At 40.8% G+C, this 19,772-nt stretch carries 17 protein-coding genes; 6 read left to right on the top strand and 11 right to left on the bottom strand.

Annotation, left to right across the window (positions count from 1 at the left end; all coding sequences use genetic code 11):
- The 10 genes from P20439_RS15140 to lrp all read right to left on the bottom strand — a co-directional run.
- Nucleotides 1-882: alpha/beta fold hydrolase (locus P20439_RS15140; RefSeq protein WP_036934338.1), on the bottom strand; the 882-nt coding region annotated here is incomplete at its 3' end.
- A 329-nt stretch (nt 883-1,211) separates the two neighbouring features.
- Nucleotides 1,212-1,538, bottom strand: coding sequence for a YggL family protein (locus P20439_RS15135; protein WP_008110058.1), 327 nt, complete (start codon nt 1,536-1,538; stop codon nt 1,212-1,214).
- Nucleotides 1,539-1,825: 287 nt separating this feature from the next.
- A complete protein-coding gene (locus P20439_RS15130; protein ID WP_008110060.1) occupies nt 1,826-2,254 on the bottom strand; it encodes an aspartyl protease family protein in 429 nt (142 codons plus the stop codon).
- Between the two features lie 368 nt (nt 2,255-2,622).
- Entirely contained in the window at nt 2,623-3,477 is an 855-nt protein-coding gene (locus tag P20439_RS15125) for a DUF6236 family protein (RefSeq protein ID WP_008110062.1), read from the bottom strand.
- A gap of 407 nt (nt 3,478-3,884) precedes the next feature.
- On the bottom strand, nt 3,885-5,189 hold the full coding sequence (serS, locus tag P20439_RS15120) for a serine--tRNA ligase (RefSeq protein ID WP_008110064.1): 1,305 nt from the start codon (nt 5,187-5,189) through the stop codon (nt 3,885-3,887).
- A gap of 9 nt (nt 5,190-5,198) precedes the next feature.
- A complete protein-coding gene (crcB, locus tag P20439_RS15115) occupies nt 5,199-5,579 on the bottom strand; it encodes a fluoride efflux transporter CrcB (RefSeq protein WP_010389726.1) in 381 nt (126 codons plus the stop codon).
- A complete protein-coding gene (locus P20439_RS15110) occupies nt 5,572-6,915 on the bottom strand; it encodes a replication-associated recombination protein A (RefSeq protein ID WP_008110068.1) in 1,344 nt (447 codons plus the stop codon). Before P20439_RS15110 ends, crcB begins: the two co-directional genes overlap by 8 nt.
- Nucleotides 6,908-7,534 carry an outer membrane lipoprotein chaperone LolA gene (gene lolA / locus P20439_RS15105; protein ID WP_008110070.1) on the bottom strand — a complete coding sequence of 209 codons (627 nt, stop codon included), beginning with the start codon at nt 7,532-7,534 and terminating at the stop codon, nt 6,908-6,910. Before lolA ends, P20439_RS15110 begins: the two co-directional genes overlap by 8 nt.
- Nucleotides 7,534-10,023, bottom strand: coding sequence for a DNA translocase FtsK (locus P20439_RS15100; protein WP_008110071.1), 2,490 nt, complete (start codon nt 10,021-10,023; stop codon nt 7,534-7,536). Before P20439_RS15100 ends, lolA begins: the two co-directional genes overlap by 1 nt.
- A 197-nt stretch (nt 10,024-10,220) precedes the next feature.
- The gene (lrp, locus tag P20439_RS15095) at nt 10,221-10,700 is read right to left on the bottom strand and encodes a leucine-responsive transcriptional regulator Lrp (protein ID WP_008110073.1); all 480 of its coding nucleotides are present in this window, start codon (nt 10,698-10,700) and stop codon (nt 10,221-10,223) included.
- 140 nt (nt 10,701-10,840) lie between these two features.
- On the opposite strand from lrp, the gene ald reads away from it, so the two are divergent.
- A complete protein-coding gene (ald, locus tag P20439_RS15090) occupies nt 10,841-11,962 on the top strand; it encodes an alanine dehydrogenase (protein WP_008110075.1) in 1,122 nt (373 codons plus the stop codon).
- 117 nt (nt 11,963-12,079) lie between these two features.
- Here the strand turns inward: ald and pssA are convergent, their stop codons facing one another.
- Nucleotides 12,080-13,405 carry a CDP-diacylglycerol--serine O-phosphatidyltransferase gene (gene pssA / locus P20439_RS15085; protein WP_008110076.1) on the bottom strand — a complete coding sequence of 442 codons (1,326 nt, stop codon included), beginning with the start codon at nt 13,403-13,405 and terminating at the stop codon, nt 12,080-12,082.
- Nucleotides 13,406-13,681: 276 nt separating this feature from the next.
- On the opposite strand from pssA, the gene trxB reads away from it, so the two are divergent.
- The 5 genes from trxB (at nt 13,682) to infA (ending at nt 19,643) form a co-directional block, all read left to right on the top strand.
- Nucleotides 13,682-14,632, top strand: a complete 951-nt coding sequence (trxB, locus tag P20439_RS15080; protein WP_008110078.1) for a thioredoxin-disulfide reductase — start codon at nt 13,682-13,684, stop codon at nt 14,630-14,632.
- Between the two features lie 295 nt (nt 14,633-14,927).
- Nucleotides 14,928-17,741: a bifunctional aconitate hydratase 2/2-methylisocitrate dehydratase gene (locus tag P20439_RS15075; protein WP_083830212.1), complete on the top strand. Its 2,814-nt coding sequence runs from the start codon at nt 14,928-14,930 to the stop codon at nt 17,739-17,741.
- A 179-nt stretch (nt 17,742-17,920) separates the two neighbouring features.
- The gene (aat, locus tag P20439_RS15070) at nt 17,921-18,637 is read left to right on the top strand and encodes a leucyl/phenylalanyl-tRNA--protein transferase (protein WP_008110082.1); all 717 of its coding nucleotides are present in this window, start codon (nt 17,921-17,923) and stop codon (nt 18,635-18,637) included.
- On the top strand, nt 18,630-19,334 hold the full coding sequence (locus tag P20439_RS15065; RefSeq protein WP_008110084.1) for an arginyltransferase: 705 nt from the start codon (nt 18,630-18,632) through the stop codon (nt 19,332-19,334). Before aat ends, P20439_RS15065 begins: the two co-directional genes overlap by 8 nt.
- Before the next feature lie 90 nt (nt 19,335-19,424).
- Nucleotides 19,425-19,643 (top strand): translation initiation factor IF-1, encoded by a 219-nt coding sequence (infA, locus tag P20439_RS15060; protein ID WP_002962494.1) that lies wholly within the window; start codon nt 19,425-19,427, stop codon nt 19,641-19,643.
- Nucleotides 19,644-19,772 lie beyond the last annotated feature (129 nt).

Genomic DNA, 19,772 nt, shown 5'->3' with positions numbered 1-19,772 from the left:
TGACTGAGTTATTTGAATTGGTTGTTCTAATTGCGGGTAATGGCCTACCCCTTCTAGTTCAATAATATCTGGATTAATGATTAATTCGCGATAACGTTTAACCATATGACGACCCGAAACGGGGTCGTCCATACCGCAAATTAACCGCATGGGTACATCTGCTTGTTGTAAAGCGCTCACCCAACGAGCGCGATGTAATTTACGCTCTGTGATGTAATAAATCAGTTTTGACATGACTGGCTTGCCCTGTTTGTATGCAATTAACTGCCACAACTCCTTGAGCTCTTTTTCAGCAAGGGGCGTAGCGCATATATTATCAAAATTACGCTTAAAGCTTTTATAGTTTGCAAGTCGCGACACTAAAGAGCCTATGGGGCTAAGTAACAGCTTTTGCAATAGAACCGGTTTATGTGTTTCTGGAAATAACCCGCCGTTAAGAAAGCAGATGCTTTGTATTTTTATGGCATATGGCTCATTTAAGTTGCTTCTAGCAAGTAGCTCCTGCGCTACCGTATCACCGTAATCGTGGCTTAAAATATGCGTTGCTTTTACATTGAACAGCTTTAAAAAATGAGTCAGTAAATCCGCTTGCATACTAATGGTGTAGCGACTGTTTTTTGGTTTATCACTAAAACCAAAGCCCAGCATATCGAGGGTAAATACCTTAAAATATTGAGTGAGCTCAGGCCATTGATTATGCCAATCCCAACTTGCGGTTGGGTAACCATGGATCAGTAATAAACACGGCGCGTCCTCTTTGCCTTGCACATGATATGCAATGTCATGACCTTGAAATTCAAACGTCGATTGGTTCTTGTGCCAAGAAGCTAATGAGTCAGTGATTATTGTAGTGTTGCTAATCGTGTTACTAATGACATTCATGACAATTTAGCCGCTTTTATAGGGTTATAAACACATAAACTAAGTTACTACCTTAATTAACTTCTTAGCTTGTGTCACCTAAATTAGAACTCTGTTGGGTGGCGCCTTGGGCTTAACCAACCTACCTTTTAACGTAGGTCGGATAAGTGGCGAAGCCACGCCATCCGACAAAAAGATAATGGATTTACTTGGGACAACCCGACTTATAACGCTGTGCTTAATATGCAAAATAGCGACTTAAATTAAGCCGCAATAAGATTTAAGTTTTGATGTGTGGAGTTAAGATTTGCTAATTCTGTTCTTCAACCAAATAATCTTTAAATAAATCATTACACTCCGTAGTTTGCATCAACTAATTGACTAACAACAATATTTGAAATGTTTTCTTTAGACTTTAACCAAAGCTCAACGTCTGCTCTATCTTGATTAGTCGCCGAACCATAACGATGAACAGAACAAATAAAACCACTAAATGACTTACAGTCACCTCCACCAGCAATACAAAGTTTTCTTTTATCGATGAATTCTAAAAGCTCATCTAGCAATAAATCAAACTCTGCTTCTGTAGCATTTAAATTACAAGTAAATTCAAAACCTAGAATAGCAAATTCATCTAAATACAACTTCTTGCGTAATCGTCTACTTTTAGTACTCATAAATATCCTTTGGTATATGACGCCAACTTATTAATCCGCCTACGAAGTGGCTTAGAATAAGTTATAAAGGAGCAAAAGCCAAAGATAACTTACTATTTAACATATAGTTAAAACTTAACTAACTTCGCTAAATTGTTACCCGAGTGCTTTTATTAATGGAGAACTTAATTCACAAAGAGGATAAGAGACGCTGCGCTTTTAGAGGAAAATAAAAGGGTGAATTAAGCCGTTTGAAGAAATTTAAGTTCTGATGTCTGAAGTCAAGATTTGACCCCTTTGGTTTTTAATTACTCACAATCAGCTAACGGCTCTCTAATTGTCAGTGTGTAAGTACCAAAATCTAACACAGCTTGGTATTTTCTAAAAAATGGAGAGCCTAATAACCCATGTATTATATTGTCACCACCGGCTACCTGAACATGGTCAAGGTTTAGTGAAACAAACTCTGTACTTTCAAAAAACTGTCCTGCTAATTCAAATTTCAAAACGTCTATTAAGCCCATTTCGTGGTCGGCTGTACCTAAACCTGCGGCATTTTCTTTACTTAGTTTTTCTTGTATTCCAAGCTTTTTAATACATGCCCTATCTAAAACAGATGCACCCGCCGCTGTATCTAAAATTAAATTTACTTTATGTCCGTTGATCTCAGCCTGAATAATTTGATGACCTGTTTCTGTTACTTCAAATTTCAAACTTGTGGTTTTGACTAATTCCATGAATGTTCCTTATTCTATATTTAGGTTGATTAATAGACACTATATTACAAACACTTATGAAAACAACCCACCTTATAAATAAGTAAACAAATGGCTTTTCACTAACGCCTATATCGTAATTAAAATATGCTGAAAATAACTGACCCCAATCGCACAAAACCTCTGCTGGCAAAGCAAAATTAATTCACAAAGAGGATAAGGGACGCTGCGCTTTTAGAGCACAATAGCGGCTTGAATTAAGCCGCTTTGAAGAATTTAAGTTCTGATATCTGAAGTCAAGATTTGCCCCCCATTGGTTCTAAAATGTTGAACAGAGTGAAAACAGTCAGTTGTAAATTTTCCCTCTTGAATAGCTTGTTATGAGCACTTTACACCAACTGCTCTCTTTTCGCGTTTGATAGAAAAGCAAGTTTTGAATTATTATTAGCTGGCTGAAAAGTATTAGTGGCTTTAGATTGTACTTTTATTGTTGAAATTAAAGCACCTGCAATGGTAGCAATAGGCAATGTCATTCCTGATGCAAAGAAGTCAATAATTGCCCCTGATGCAGCACCAACGGATATATCTTTACCACTTAAATTAAGTTCCGCTGATAAATCAAATTTACCTGTTTTGTTAAAACGCTCCTTAGTTACAGAATCTAAATCACCTATAGACTTAGCTAAATCTGAAATAGCTCTTTTAGATGCTAAATCTTGATCAACAGAGCTTAGGACTTGTTCATATAAGTCATCTAAATGTGCATGGAGGGAGCTTAGCTCATCCTTTCTTTTTTCCTTGAACTCTAATAATTCATAAATATCAACATTGCCAGTCGGAACTGGTAATGATGATGCAAGGTCAACGCGAATAATGTTTCTTCGTTGATTGAAACCGTTAGGAAATAGACATTCACCACCTAGCTGATGAACAACCCAGTCGGTAGTTTTATCTTTCACTAAATCCTTTGCAACCAAGCTTTGGCAAGACAATATAGCATTTGTAACTTGATCACCTTCAAATCGTCCATTAAACCCAACTCTTGGGCGCTCAAGCGCACCGGACTCAATTAACTTCTCCTCTTCAGGCAAGCCAATATAAACAAGGTTATTCCCGGGAATTACAACTTTATCCCAATAAAGTATGTAATAACGTAGTTCATCAATCGACAGACTGCGTTCCATTTGAAACCCTTTGGGTAATCTATGTATGATCCCAGGTGAAGCTATAACACCTCTATCCATTTTGTACACTCCTTGCCTGTGCTCATAACAATTTTGTATCCGACATTTGTCGTTTTATAAACCGACAAATGTTCAAATAAAACAATTACTCCAATGTAACCAGCGAATAAGCACATGTAAACAATTAGTTAGCTCTCATCTAAATTTACTGGATGCAGAAAAACACCAAAATGGTGGAGATCAGTAATATTGGACAAAAAGTGTTGTGCAAATAAACAATAGAGGCAGGTTTATTATTTTTACTGACAAATAGCGTAACTTAGACTTTTACTTTCGCCTTGAGCCTTTCTCCTTGAACCTTTTATCTTTCACCTTCTCCCTAAAACAAAAAAAGCCGCTGTTCGTTAAAACAGCGGCTTTTCTATTAAAGCTTTATAGCTAAAAACTGACAGCTGACAGCTAGTATTTTACGCTTTCCCAATCACTTCAAGTCCACCCATGTATGGGCGAAGTACTTCTGGTACTACTACAGAACCGTCAGCTTGTTGGTAGTTTTCTAGTATTGCTACAAGTGTACGCCCTACCGCTAAACCTGAACCATTTAGTGTATGAAGTAACTCTGGTTTTTTAGCGCCTTCACGACGAAAACGTGCTTGCATACGACGTGCTTGGAAATCGACCATGTTTGAACAAGATGAAATTTCGCGGTACGTGTCTTGCGCTGGTAACCATACTTCTAAATCGTATGTTTTAGCAGCGCCAAAGCCCATATCGCCCATACATAAAATAACTTTACGGTATGGTAATTCCAGTGCTTGTAAAATTTGCTCAGCATGGCCTGTAAGCTCTTCGAGTGCTTGCATTGAATCTTCTGGTTTTACAAGTTGTACTAGTTCAACTTTATCAAACTGATGCTGACGGATTAAACCGCGTGTATCGCGACCGTAGCTGCCTGCTTCACTTCTAAAACATGGGGTATGCGCTGTTAAGCGAATTGGTAAATCGCTTTCTTCGTAAATTTCATCACGGGCGCTGTTTGTAAGCGGTACTTCTGCCGTAGGAATTAAGCTAAAACCAGCTTGTTGCTCGCCATCATCGTTCACTAGGCCTAATGTGTGGAATAAATCGCCGGCAAACTTAGGTAATTGGCTAGTACCGTAAAGACTTGCGCTATTAACTAAGTACGGTACATACATTTCTGTGTAGCCGTTTGTGTCTGTATGGGTGTCTAGCATGTATTGGGTAAGTGCACGGTGCATACGTGCTACTTGGCCGCGCATTACGGTAAAACGCGCGCCACTAATTTTAACGCCCATTTCAAAGTCTAAGCCGTTTAGGTCTTGCCCTACGTCAACGTGGTCTTTAACTTCGAAATCGTATTTTTTAGGGGTGCCCCACGTTAAAATTTCTACGTTGTCGTCTTCGTCAGCGCCTTCTGGTACCGACTCGTCCGGTAAATTTGGAATTGCTAAGGCAATTTGTTTAATTGCTTCTAACACTTCGTCTTGCTCAGCTTTAGCTGCGTCTAATTCGCTGCCTAAGTTAGCCACTGCGTCTAGCAATGGCTGTGCGTCTTCGCCTTTTGCTTTTGCTTGACCAATGGCTTTAGCACTGGCATTACGTTGACTTTGAAGTTCTTGCGTTTTTACTTGTAATGTTTTGCGTTTTTCTTCAAGTTCAGTCACTACCGCTACATCTAGTTCATAACCACGTGCGGCTAAACGTGCTGCAGTTTGTTCGACATCTTGACGTAAATATTTAGAATCTAACATGTTAGTTTTTTAACCTTTTTGCATTACTAGCTGAAGGCCCAGCCAAGCCATAAAAATACACACCATCACGTTTAAGATGATATTGAGGGCCATTTTAATAAAGTGACCTTGTTGTAATAACAACAACGAATCCATTGAGAATGTTGAAAAGGTGGTTAACGCACCTAAAAAGCCAATTCCGATGAGGGTTTTAGCGGGACTAACGGCAATAACCTGCTTATCTATTAAACCGTACAAAATGCCCATCAACAATGAACCCAGAATATTAACCGTCAACGTACCAAAAGGGAATCCCCTACCAAGGAGTTTTAGCATGGTTTCGCTAATAAAAAATCGTAAACAGGCTCCTGAGGCTCCGCCAAGGGCGATCATCATGTAAAGTTTAATCATGCTCATAACGTTTTACTGGGCTTTGTGCGTCGCGCTCTTTTAAATAATCGAGCTTTTGTTTAATTTTTTGCTCAAGTCCACGATCACTTGGCTGGTAATATTGTTTGCCATCCATTTCTGGCGGTAGGTATTTTTCGCCAGCAGCAAATGCGCCTTCTTCGTTATGCGCATAACGATACTCTGCGCCATACCCTAAGTCTTTCATTAGATTGGTGGGGGCATTGCGTAAATGCTCTGGCACCGGGTAGCTTGGTTGATTTTTAGCATCGTCTTTGGCTTGGTTAAACGCCATATAAACCGCATTGCTTTTAGGCGCGCTGGCTAAGTATAAGGTGGCTTGTGCAATTGCGCGCTCACCTTCGCTTGGGCCAACTCGTTGAAAAATATCCCATGCGTTTAAAGCCACTTCCATAGCCCGCGGATCGGCATTGCCAATGTCTTCGGTGGCAATTGCTAATAAGCGCCTTGCAACATACAGCGGGTCGCCGCCACCTGCTAAAATACGGCAGTACCAATAAAGCGCACCATCGGGTGAACTGCCTCGCACCGATTTATGAAACGCCGAAATTAAATCGTAAAATTCATCGCCGCCTTTATCATATTTGGCTAAATGCGTAGGGAGTACTTGGCTGAGTACCTGTTCATCAACATGAAATTGGCAGTTTTGCTCAGTGGTTAAATCGACTGCTTGCTCGAGTAAATTAAGTACTTTACGAGCATCGCCACCACTTGCTTGGCATAGCGCCTGTTTGGCGTTATCTGCAATCACGATATGTTTTTGGCTTAATTGCTCATCTTGTTTAAGTGCACGCTCTATTACTGTGTATAAATCGCTTTCCTGCAAGGATTTTAAAACATATACCCTTGCACGAGACAAAATCGCATTATTAAGCGCAAACGAGGGGTTTTCGGTGGTGGCGCCTACAAATATAAAAGTGCCATCTTCAATATGCGGTAAAAACGCGTCTTGCTGAGATTTATTAAAGCGGTGTACCTCGTCAACAAACATTAAAGTGCGCTGACCACGGCTTTGTAAGTTATCGCGAGCTTGGGTTACGCTATCGCGAATATCTTTTACGCCAGCGGTTACTGCCGACATTTGAATTAGTTCAGCGTCGGCATGGTTGGCAATAATTTGCGCCAGCGTAGTTTTACCTACCCCCGGCGGCCCCCATAAAATTAAACTATGGCAGCGCCCTGCTACTATCGCTTGATGAAGAGGTTTATCAGCGCTGAGTAAATGTTGCTGCCCTATGTAATCGTTAAGCGATAAAGGGCGCATACGCGCAGCGAGTGGGCGTACATCGGGCCCAAAGTTAAAACCTAAATTACTCACCGTTACTCTGATCGTCTATTTCTACACCCGCTGGCGGGGTAAATTCAAAAGTTGTTTTATCAAGCTCAGTATTAACCTGTGCATTGCTAAATGTAAACGCAGACAGCTGGCCTGAGTTATCTTTAACCACCAGTTTTGCAAGCCCCTGCTCGTTATCAGCAAAAGTAATATCAAGCTGCTCTACTTGGCTTTCTACGCCTTTATTTGGGGTAATGCTAAAGCCTAAGTTAGTAGCGAGCACGCTGTATTTTTCCCATTGCGCAGGGTCTTTAGAGGTGAGCAATATAAACGGTGTAGAGTCAATTAAACCGCTGGTTTTCATAATGGTTACTTGCTCAGCAAAGCTATCAAAGTAATAGGTTTTATCGCCGTTTGACACAAATAAGGTGTCGTCTGGGTTAGTTTGCTGCCAGCGGATCATTAAAGGCTGTTGCAAGGCAATATTGCCTTGGCCTTGCATTACCAGTTGGCCTTCACCGTCGGTTACGTTTTGTTTAAATTGTGCTTTAAAGCTTTTTAAGGTCGATAACTTATCTTGTAATGCTTGGCTGTCGTCAGCAAAACTTGGCATAGCAACTAAACTGCTCAATACCAATAATAAACTACTTAATTTTTTCATTAATTTGCTCCATTAGGTACTAATACATCGCGCGCGCCGTTGTGTCCTGGTGCACTCACGATACCTGATGTTTCCATTTGTTCTACTAAACGTGCAGCACGGTTATAGCCTACACGTAATTTACGTTGCACTGATGATACCGATACTTTACCGGTTTCTATTACAAAGGCGACCGCTTCGTCGTATAACGGATCTGACTCTTCATCGCCATTCTCGCTGGCTTCCCCTGGTAATAAAATATCTTCAGTGGCATCGCCATTTAAAATTTCGTCTATGTAATTTGGTTTAGCACGAGCTTTCCAATCGTTTACTACAGCATGTACTTCATGGTCGTCTACAAACGCGCCATGCACACGCTCTGGTACACTGGTGCCTGGCGGTAAATAAAGCATGTCACCCATGCCTAATAAGTTTTCAGCGCCTTGTTGATCAAGTATGGTGCGCGAATCTATTTTACTTGATACTTGAAACGCCATACGTGTAGGTATATTCGCTTTAATTAAACCGGTTATTACATCAACCGACGGACGCTGCGTTGCTAAAATTAAATGAATACCCGCAGCACGCGCTTTTTGCGCAATACGAGCAATTAACTCTTCAACTTTTTTACCTACAATCATCATCATGTCGGCAAATTCGTCAATAACCACCACTATGCTAGGTAATTTGTCTAGCTCATCAGGGCCGTCTTTCATGCCATCGGTGTCTTTAAATAATGGATCCATAATTGGGTAGCCCGCTTCTTTGGCTTCCATTACTTTTTGGTTGTACCCTTTTAAGTTACGTACACCTAAAGCCGACATCAGCTTATAGCGGCGTTCCATTTCACCTACACACCAACGCAGCGCGTTAGCGGCTTCTTTCATGTCGGTCACAACTTCACATAATAAATGCGGAATACCTTCGTAAACAGAAAGCTCAAGCATTTTCGGGTCAATCATGATCATACGAACATCTTCTGGGCCCGATTTATACAGTAAGCTTAATATCATTACATTAACGCCCACTGACTTACCTGAACCCGTTGTACCGGCAACTAATAAATGTGGCATTTTACCTAAGTCGGCACACACAGGTTGCCCTGCAATGTCTTTACCTAGCACCATGGTTAATGGCGATGGATTTTGCTCAAACTTAGGCGCGTTTATGACTTCTGATAAACGCACAATTTCACGGTATTTATTAGGCAGCTCAATACCGATATAGGTTTTACCTGGAATAACTTCAACCACGCGCACACTAATTGCCGAAAGTGAGCGCGCTAAATCTTTTGACAGTCCAGTAATTTTAGACACCTTAATACCCGGTGCTAAATCAAGCTCAAAACGAGTCACAACAGGCCCTGGGTAAACCCCAACCACGGTAGCTTGTACGTTAAAATCGAGTAGTTTTGTTTCTACAAGGCGCGATACGCTATCTAGCTCTTCTTGCGAAATTGGGTTTTTAGCTTTGTCGGGTCTGTCGAGTAAATCAAGTGATGGCAATGGCCCCGGTGGTGGTTCTTGCTCTAATAATTGTTCAAACTTTTCTTTTGCAGTTGGCGGCGGTTGAAACCCTGATTTAGGCTTGTTAATTGGCCTTGCCGGTGAAACCACGGTTGTGGCAGGTTTTTCAGGTTCAACCACTGGGCTTTGATCCAGCGCGTTAAGTGCTGCCTCGGTGTCCATCGGTTCATCGTCTATGGCGCTAAAGCTAATTTCTTGATCGAGTATTTGGTCAAGCTCGTCAAACGGCATAAACTCGTCGTCTTGAGGGGCATTAACCTTAGTTGCTGGTTTATCGAGTGCTTTTGGTTTGTCTGCTGTTTTATTAGCAAGCTCAGGTTCTTGTTGGCGTGTGTCGTCTTCAAAATAGGCATCGGGTTGCTCGTCTTGAACTTTACCTGCAATGCGTTCACGCTGCATCCAACCTCGGGCATAGGTCACCAAAAAGCGGTATAACCTAACAATTAAATCACCCAAGTAATCAACAAATTGTACCCACGACACACCCGTTAATAGGGTTAATCCTGCAAAAAAGAAGCACAGCAGTAAAATAGAGGTACCGGTAAAATTAAACGCAGGCATCATCGCCGATGCAATTACATCGCCCACTACCCCACCGGATGAAAAATTATAAATATCGTCAAAATTAATACTGCTGATAGCAGTTGCTGAGGTAATAAACAGCGCAAAGCCAATAATGCGTAATCCAAGTGTGGTGTAATCGAGTTGTAAAATACGGTGCGGCTGCTTAAATACCAGGTAACCTAGCAGCTGAATAGCCGCTGGTACAAAATAGGCAAGCCAACCAAAAGTGAGCAATAGTATGTCGGCCACCCACGCGCCCGCTGTACCCGTTATATTTTGTACATTGGTAAATTCACCGGTTTGCGACCAAGCAGGATCGGCAGGATGAAAACTAATTAAAGCACATAAAATAAATACCGCTGCAAAGGTGCTGACGATGAGCCCCGTTTCTAATAGTCTTTGTACACCGTTTAGGCGCATAATTACCTATCCCTCATTATTATTTTTTACACTCACTTGGCAATAGAATACCTTAGCAGGAAATGTATTTTGATGCACTTTATCTTAACCATGATGGCCTGATTATGAACAAGTTTTTATTATTTAATCGGCTTTTTCTTAAGCCAAGCAAAATTGACTGCGACAATAAAAGTATTTTAAAGGCTGTTACTCTATCATTAAGCAACAAAAGGACGAATAACAACGCCCTCTTCACCCTTTACTTCTTCCATGACTACATAGGTGCGGCTTTCACTAACATTGGGCAGCTTTAATAATATATCACCAAGCACGCCGCGATATTCTGACATATCGTTAACCCGGGTTTTTAATAAAAAGTCGAAATTACCCGATACCAAATGACATTCTATAATTTCTTCGTGCTTTCTAACAGCAGCACTAAACTCTTCAAATACGTCGGGCGATGTTTTGGTAATGGTTACTTCTACATACACAGAAAGCCCTTGACCAAGCTTGGCGGGATCAACCACCGCTTTGTAGCCTAAAATATACCCTTCTCGTTCAAGCTTTTTCACTCGCTCTAGACAGGGCGTGGCGCTTAGGCCAACTCGTCGGGCCAGTTCAACATTTGACAGGCGGCCATCAAGTTGTAATTCGACTAAAATTTTGCGATCAATACGGTCTAATAAGTTATGCATAGCTTTTTAGTTTTTTATTCTAATAAAATTAATTTTACAGATACTAACACTGCAAAGGGCTTAAAAAAAGGTAGGGACACACTACCCTAGCATGAATATAATAGTGAAAAATTTTTATCCCGTTCTAACAAGGCAAAATTATGATTATTGGTGTACCTAAAGAAATTAAAAACCATGAGTACCGTGTAGGTATGGTTCCTGCGAGTGTTCGCGAACTTGTAAATCACGGCCACCAAGTGATTGTTGAAACGAATGCTGGTATGGGCATTGGTTTTACAAATGATGATTATGTTCAAGCAGGCGCTGAAATTTTAGAAACAGCTGCTGATGTTTTTGCAAAAGCAGAAATGATCATCAAGGTAAAAGAGCCACAAGCTGTTGAACGTGCAATGTTACGTGAAGACCAAATTCTTTTCACTTACCTTCACCTTGCACCGGATCTTCCTCAAACTGAAGACCTTGTTAAAAGTAAAGCAATCTGTATTGCTTATGAAACAGTAACTGATTCACGCGGTGGTTTACCACTTTTAGCGCCAATGAGTGAAGTTGCTGGCCGTATGTCTATTCAAGCAGGTGCACAAGCGCTAGAAAAAGCTAACCACGGTCGTGGTATGTTACTAGGTGGTGTACCTGGTGTTGAGCCAGCTAAAGTTGTTGTTATTGGTGGCGGCATGGTTGGTCGTAGCGCTGCACAAATGGCGGTTGGCTTAGGTGCTGAGGTTGTTGTACTTGACCGTAACATCGACGTACTACGTGCACTAGACGCACAGTTTGGTAACAAAGTTAAAGCTATTTACTCAACAGCTGATGCGCTTGAAAAGCACGTATTAGAAGCTGACCTAGTAATTGGTGGCGTGCTTATCCCAGGTGCTGCTGCACCTAAACTAGTGACTGCTGAACACATTAAAGCAATGAAGCCAGGTGCTGCTATTGTTGATGTTGCGATTGACCAAGGTGGTTGTATTGCAACGTCTAAAGCAACTACGCACGCTGATCCTACTTTCATCGTTGATGAAGTTGTTCACTACTGTGTTGCTAACATGCCTGGTGCTGTTCCACGTACATCGACGTTTGCACTTAATAATGCAACATTACCGTTCATCATTAACCTTGCAAACAAAGGTTACAAAAAAGCACTACTAGATGACGCTCACTTCTTAAAAGGCTTAAACGTAATTAAAGGCCAAGTAACATACAAAGAAGTAGCTGAAGCGTTCAACATGGAATATGTTGACCCACGCACTGCAGTAGAAAACGCGTAACTATTATTGTTACCGCTTATACCTAAGCCATAATTTAGGTATAAGCATTAAAAAAGCAGCTAATTAGCTGCTTTTTTGTATCTAAATTTTAGGGTCTGTGGTCAACAGACCCTAATGTTATATAAATCGTTTAATAATAAAGTCGACTTTTACGCGCTTAGCTTGACCAAGCAGTTTTTTCACCGGCTGCGGGTAATCGCTCATGGTTTCTAAATCATCTGGACCGGTTAAACGACGACAATGCTTTAAAATTTCTTGGCGTTCATTATCAATGTCGCGCATTATCGTTTGCTCAGGGTCTTCTATCAGAATACCATTTTCGATATCTAGCCCCCATGCACGCGGATTTAAATTATGCCCGCTAAGTAAATGCACTTTACGGTCACAACAAATCCCTTTTAAATGAAACGAGTTACTCTCGTGTTTCCACAGGTAAACGTTTAAGTTGCCATTATCTATGTGGCGTTTTTGCGATTTTACAAACTTGTGCAAAATAGTTTCGTATAAATACGGCAGTGCACCAATTTTACTAAATGGCTCGCTAGGTGGCAGATAAAAATCGTTTGCGGTTTTATCGCCCACCACAATAGTGACTTGTTTACCTTGCTTTAATAAGCGACGTAAAGAGCGCATTAAAGGCGCTGGAAAATTAAAATACGGCGTGTATAACACCAACTCTTGCTCGGTGGTATCAAATAACGCTTTAATTAAGCGATTAAGCTCATTATTACGACGGCCTAAACCTAAAAATAAACGAATGCCCATTGCATGAGTATTCAAGTTCTGCGCACTTTTATAGCTTGCCGATTTAAGCTCACGCATAAGTTGCTTTTGTTCAAGCTTAAAGTCAGCCATGCGTTTAAGCGGTCGTTGATCAATTCTTGGTACCGCTTCAGAGCTCAATAAAGTTGATTCGATAAAATCGACCACTGAGTCACATAATTCGCTTTGCGAGACTAAAAAGTAGCGATCAAGTCGGTATCGGTCGCTATATTGCAAATACACATTATTTAAACTGGCACCGCTGTAGAGCAATGTGTCGTCTATAACAAAGCCTTTTAAATGCAATACCCCAAACAGTTCTTTGGCTTTTACGGGAACACCATACACTTGAACGTTTGAATTAAACTTCTCTAAGCTGTCGCAATATAAGCTTGCATTGCCCTCTGACTTTTCTGCACCAATTAAACCGCGTTGGGCGCGATGAAAATCAACCAGTACTTTAATTTCAAGCGAAGGGTTAGCTAACGATGCACTGTGTAGTGCGGCTAATATTTCACGACCCGCTTCATCATCTTGTAAGTAAAGTGTGGTGATATAAATTCGTTTTTTTGCGTTGGCAATTAAATCTAACAATTGCGTACGGTATTCTTGCGCATTGGTTAAGACGTTAACGTCTTTTGAAGTCAACCCAAATGCGGGTTTCTCTTGCCAAAATAACATAGTTGCCTATTCACTTAGGTCACATAATTAAGCAGTGACAAATCAAAATTAGTTAAAAGATAACAAAAAAAATCAGGCTGGTCATGAATTAACGTCGTTTTATTAGCTAACAGTCTATTTATTAGGCGGGCGCTCCCTTTAATGCATTTACTAGTACACATTAATGAACAGCTTTGTAATTTGCGAAAAAAAATAATCTCATCTTTTATTTACTTCCTGCTTGTTTTTCTTAGAATCGGGCGCATTAAAACCGTATTAAACGTTTAGGAAAAGATCATGACTGAAGCAAAACATTGTAAGTTACTTATTTTAGGTTCGGGCCCTGCAGGCTACACAGCCGCAGTTTACGCTGCACGTGCTAATTTAAACCCTGTTTTAATTACAGGTATTCAACAAGGTGGCCAGCTAACAACCACCACTGAAGTTGAAAACTGGCCTGGCGATGCACACGGTTTAACCGGCCCTGCATTAATGGATCGTATGAAAGAGCATGCAGAACGCTTTGAAACTGAAATTGTATTCGACCACATCAACAAAGTTGACGTATCTAAGCGCCCTTTCACACTAACCGGTGACCAAGGTACTTACACATGTGATGCTTTAATTATTGCAACCGGTGCCTCTGCGAAATATTTAGGCTTAGAGTCTGAGACTAATTTCCAAGGCCGTGGTGTTTCTGCTTGTGCAACCTGTGACGGCTTTTTCTATAAAGGTCAAAAAGTAGCGGTTGTTGGTGGTGGTAACACAGCGGTTGAAGAAGCGTTATACCTATCTAACATTGCTGATGAAGTTCATGTTATTCACCGTCGTGACAGTTTCCGTAGTGAAAAGATTCTTGCTGACCGCCTTGCTGAAAAAGCTGCGAACGGTAATGTTGTAATGCACTACAACCGTACACTTGATGAAGTACTTGGTGACCAAATGGGCGTGACCGGCGTTCGCATTAAAGATGTGGCGTCAGATGCTACTGAAGAACTTGATTTAGCGGGTGTGTTTATTGCCATTGGCCATAAGCCAAACACCGATATGTTTGAAGGTCAGCTAGAAATGAAAGACGGCTACCTAGTGGTTGAATCTGGTCTTAACGGTAATGCAACCCAAACCAGTGTGCCAGGTGTATTTGCTGCTGGTGATGTATCTGACCATATTTACCGTCAAGCGATTACCTCTGCCGGTACTGGCTGTATGGCTGCACTTGATGCAGAACGCTTTTTAGATAATCTGTAATTTAGAATCTAAATTAAAAAAGGGCTGAATTTTCAGCCCTTTTTTGTGCCCAAACATAACTGTACTCACACCAAAATTCATTGTACTTATAATTGAAATTAGTTTTATTTATACAATTAATGGCTTAGGTGCGATAGGATCTAAGGGTGAGCAACAAATACCGTCAAATTATATAAGTAAAACTAGCTATAATTATCGTCAGGAATAAAAGCTTTATTCATTTAGGCATTACTAGAAACTGTAAAATCAGTTAAAATGCTTAACTTCATATCAAGTAAATTACCGAGAGTTTTCTATGAGTTTGTATACAAAATATATGGAAGAAATCCAAACCCGTAAAACGGAGCTTGGATTAAGCCCACAACCAATCGATAGCGCTGAACTAGTATCAGAAATAATTAATCAAATTAAAGATACTAATAACGAGCACCGTAAAGATTCACTGCATTTCTTTATTTTTAATACTTTACCTGGAACAACCAGTGCTGCGGGCGTTAAAGCACAGTTTCTAAAAGAAATCATTTTAGGTGAAGAGCACGTTGCAGAGATCACTCCAGAATTTGCATTCGAACTACTTTCACACATGAAAGGCGGCCCATCGATTGAAATGCTAATTGATTTAGCCTTTGCTGATGACGCAAAAATCGCAGCACAAGCTGCAGAAGTACTGAAAACTCAGGTATTCTTATACGATGCAGATATGGAGCGCATAAAAGCGGCCTACGAAGCAGGTAACCCAATTGCTAAAGAATTACTAGAGAGCTTCTCAAAAGCTGAATTCTTCACAAAACTACCTGACATCGAAGAAAAAATCGAAGTAGTAACTTACATTGCTGGTGAAGGCGACATCTCAACTGATTTACTGTCTCCAGGTAACCAAGCACACTCACGTGCTGACCGTGAATTACACGGTAAGTGCATGATCACTGAAGAAGCACAACAAGAAATTGTTGCCCTTCAAAAGAAACACCCTAACGCTAAAGTAATGCTTATTGCTGAAAAAGGCACCATGGGCGTTGGTTCATCTCGTATGTCTGGTGTGAATAACGTAGCACTTTGGGCTGGTAAACAAGCAAGCCCATACGTTCCTTTCATCAACATTGCACCTGTTGTTGCAGGTACAAATGGTATTGCGCCAATCTTCTTAACAACGGTTGATGTAACTGGCGGTATTGGTCTTGACCTTAAAAACTGGGTTAAGAAAGTAGATGCAGACGGCAATACAGTAACTGATGCAAATGGTGACGCAGTGCTTGAAGAAGCCTACTCTGTTGCTACTGGTACTGTGTTAACAATTAATACTAAAGAGAAGAAGCTTTATAACGGTGATAAAGAACTTGTTGATATTTCATCAGCATTCACACCGCAAAAAGTTGAATTTATGAGAGCTGGCGGTTCTTACGCAGTTGTGTTCGGTAAAAAACTACAAACGTTTGCTGCTGAAACTCTTGGCATTGAAACTCCGCTTGTTTACGCACCTTCAAAAGAAATTTCACACGAAGGCCAAGGCTTAACAGCGGTTGAAAAAATCTTTAACCGTAATGCGGTAGGTGTTCTATCAGATACGCCACTTCACGCAGGCTCAAATGTTCGCGTTAAAGTGAACATTGTTGGTTCGCAAGATACAACCGGTCCAATGACTGCACAAGAATTAGAAGCAATGGCTGCTTCAACGATTTCACCTCTTGTTGATGGTGCCTACCAGTCTGGTTGTCATACAGCATCAGTATGGGATAGCAAAGCACAAGCAAACATTCCTAAACTAATGGCGTTTATGAATAAGTTTGGTTTGATCACTGCACGTGACCCGAAAGGCGTTTACCATGCAATGACTGACGTTATTCACAAAGTATTGAACGACATTACAATTGATGATCGCGCTATCATCATTGGTGGTGACTCGCATACACGTATGTCTAAAGGCGTTGCCTTTGGTGCCGACTCAGGTACTGTTGCTGTTGCACTTGCAACGGGTGAATCAGCGATGCCAATTCCTGATTCAGTTAAAGTGACGTTTAAAGGCAAAATGGCTAAGCACATGGATTTCCGCGACGTTGTACATGCAACGCAAGCGCAAATGCTTAAGCAATTTGGCGGCGAAAACGTGTTCCAAGGTCGTATCATTGAAGTTCACATTGGTACCCTAATGGCTGACCAAGCGTTTACCTTCACTGACTGGACTGCAGAAATGAAAGCGAAAGCGTCAATCTGTATTTCAAATGATGAAACGTTAATTAAGTCAATTGAACTTGCTAAGTCACGTATCCAAATCATGATCAACAAAGGTATGGAAAACGAAGCACAAACGCTACAAGGTCTAATCGACTTAGCCGACAAGCGTATTGCAGGTATTCAATCTGGTGAAGAGCCAGCACTTTCTCCAGACGACAATGCTAAATACCACGCAGAAGTTGTGGTTGATTTGGACCAAATCGTTGAGCCAATGATTGCCGATCCAGACGTAAATAACGATGATGTTTCTAAGCGTTATACTCACGATGTGATCCGCCCTGTTTCTTTTTACAACGACAAGCCTGTTGATTTAGGTTTTGTTGGTTCGTGTATGGTTCACAAAGGCGATATGAAAATTATTGCTCACATGCTACGTAACCTTGAGAAGAAAAACGGTTCTATCTCATTCAAAGCGCCATTAGTTGTTGCGCCACCAACATACAACATTGTTGATGAGCTTAAAGCTGAAGGCGATTGGGATATTCTTGCTAAATACGCAGGTTTTGAATTTGACGATGAAAAACCAAAAACGGCTGCACGTACTAAGTATGAAAATATCTTATACCTAGAACGTCCTGGTTGTAACTTATGTATGGGTAACCAAGAAAAAGCAGAACCTGGTGATACTGTTATCGCAACGTCAACACGTTTATTCCAAGGCCGTGTAGTAGCCGATACATCTGAGAAAAAAGGTGAGTCACTACTAGGTTCTACGCCGGTTGTAGTACTTTCTTCTGTTCTTGGTCGTTTCCCGACTATCGAAGAGTATAAGTCTGCGGTTGAAGGCATTGACCTTACATCGTTTACACCTGTTGAAGAAGCAATGACAACTAAGTTCAACGCTGGACAAGCTGTACCAGTAAAAGTGGTTAGCTAATTCGATTAGTTTACCATTTAATTAAGCGCGTTTTTTAACGCGCTTTTTTTTGGCTAAAATTTACCTAACAGCAATGTAAGTCCTGCTCAACCCTATAGAGAACACAATAATTTGTGGTTTGTGATTTTAAAGCAACAGGTTACACTTTATCTTGACCATGCAGTTATTCAATCGGTGTTATGACTAAACAACTCTATCAACTCGCTACGAGCCATTTTGCTTTTCCTGATCCCAGCCATGCATTAGATGATCCAGATGGTTTACTTGCCATTGGTGGATGCTTATCGGTAACACGATTAAAAAATGCTTATTTATCTGGTATTTTTCCGTGGTTTAGTGAGCACGAGCCAATTATGTGGTGGTCACCTAGTGAACGCGGTATTGTTGAGCTTGATGACTTTCATGTTAGTAAAAGCTTACGAAAACATTTAAAAAAGCACCCGGTCACCGTAACTGTTAACCATGCCTTTGAAGAAGTAATAGAAGCGTGCCGCGATCAACGCATTGATACTGATGGCACTTGGATCACCCCGCAAATGCAACAGGCGTACATTAATGCCCATCACAATGGCTTGGCCCATAGTTTAGAGGTATGGCGCGAGGGAGAGCTTGCAGGCGGCTTATATGGGATTATGCAAACAGGTGTTTTTTGTGGTGAATCAATGTTTCATCATCAAACAAATTGCTCCAAACTGGCGATGTGGGCGCTGGTTAATTGGCTTAAGCGCCATGATGCGCATTTTATTGATTGCCAATTAGAAAATCCTTATTTAATGTCGTTAGGTGCCAGCGTGATTCCACGTGAAGAATTTTTAACTAAACTTAATAAAGCACAGTGTTACACCCCAGCTGCCAGTATGTGGCAGCCACAGGAGCTAATCGCGATATATGAATGAACAACTTCCGGCTCGTATAGGCCTAAGCCAACCGTTTGAATGCAGTTATTTACCTGATCGCCAAGAACAACTGCTGGTGATACTCGACCCAAGTTGTTACAGCAGCAACAAGTTTGAATCATTATTAGGATTAGGCTTTCGTCGCAGCGGTAACCAAATTTATCGCCCGCACTGCCCTATTTGCAGCGCGTGTAGTTCTGTGCGCGTTTTAGCTGATGAGTTTATGCCGACAAAATCGCAAAAACGTAAACTTAACAAAGCAAAAAACCGCTTTGAGGTAAAATATTCACAGGTTGAACGCGAACAATACTACCCACTTTACAGTAAATACATTAGTTTACGTCATCAAGACGGTTCTATGTATCCACCTGATAAATCACAATTTCAAAGTTTTTTGTTTTGTAGCTGGTTAACCATCACCTTTATAGAGCTTTGGGATCAAGATAACTTAGTGGCCGTTGCTGTAACTGATTGTATGGACAACGCTATTTCGGCTATTTATACATTTTTTGACCCTGACTACGAACACTTTAGTTTAGGGACTGTAATGATATTACAGCAGCTTAAATTTGCTAAACAGCAACACAAACAGTTTGTTTATTTAGGCTATCAAATAGATGAATGTGACAAAATGAAGTATAAAACCCAGTTTTTACCTGCCCAAAAACAGCTCAATGACCAGTGGGTGGCTATTTAATTTACAAAAATAGCCCCTGCGCCTTTACTTATTGGCGTATTTTGGGCAAAATCTGCAGCGTTTAACTATTAAAGAGGTGTTACGCTAAACATGGCGAAAGAAGACGTAATCGAAATGCAAGGGACAGTCCTTGATACTTTACCAAATACAATGTTCCGAGTTGAGCTAGAAAATGGTCACGTAGTTGTGGCTCATATTTCAGGTAAAATGCGCAAAAACTATATCCGTATTTTAACCGGCGATAAAGTAACGGTAGAAATGACTCCTTACGATTTATCGAAAGGTCGTATCGTATTCCGTGCTCGCTAAGTAAGTGCGTAAACGAGATTTAGTTTTTGGCTAGTGAAAACTAGCTTTAAGCGTTTATTAAATGTAATTAATGGTAGTAGCCAGTAATTACATTTAATAAACAAAAAACCCAGCCTTTGCTGGGTTTTT

It is taken from the genome of Pseudoalteromonas sp. BSi20439 (assembly GCF_000241165.1).
GTDB lineage: Bacteria > Pseudomonadota > Gammaproteobacteria > Enterobacterales > Alteromonadaceae > Pseudoalteromonas.
This window is presented reverse-complemented; position numbering and strand designations above follow the sequence as displayed.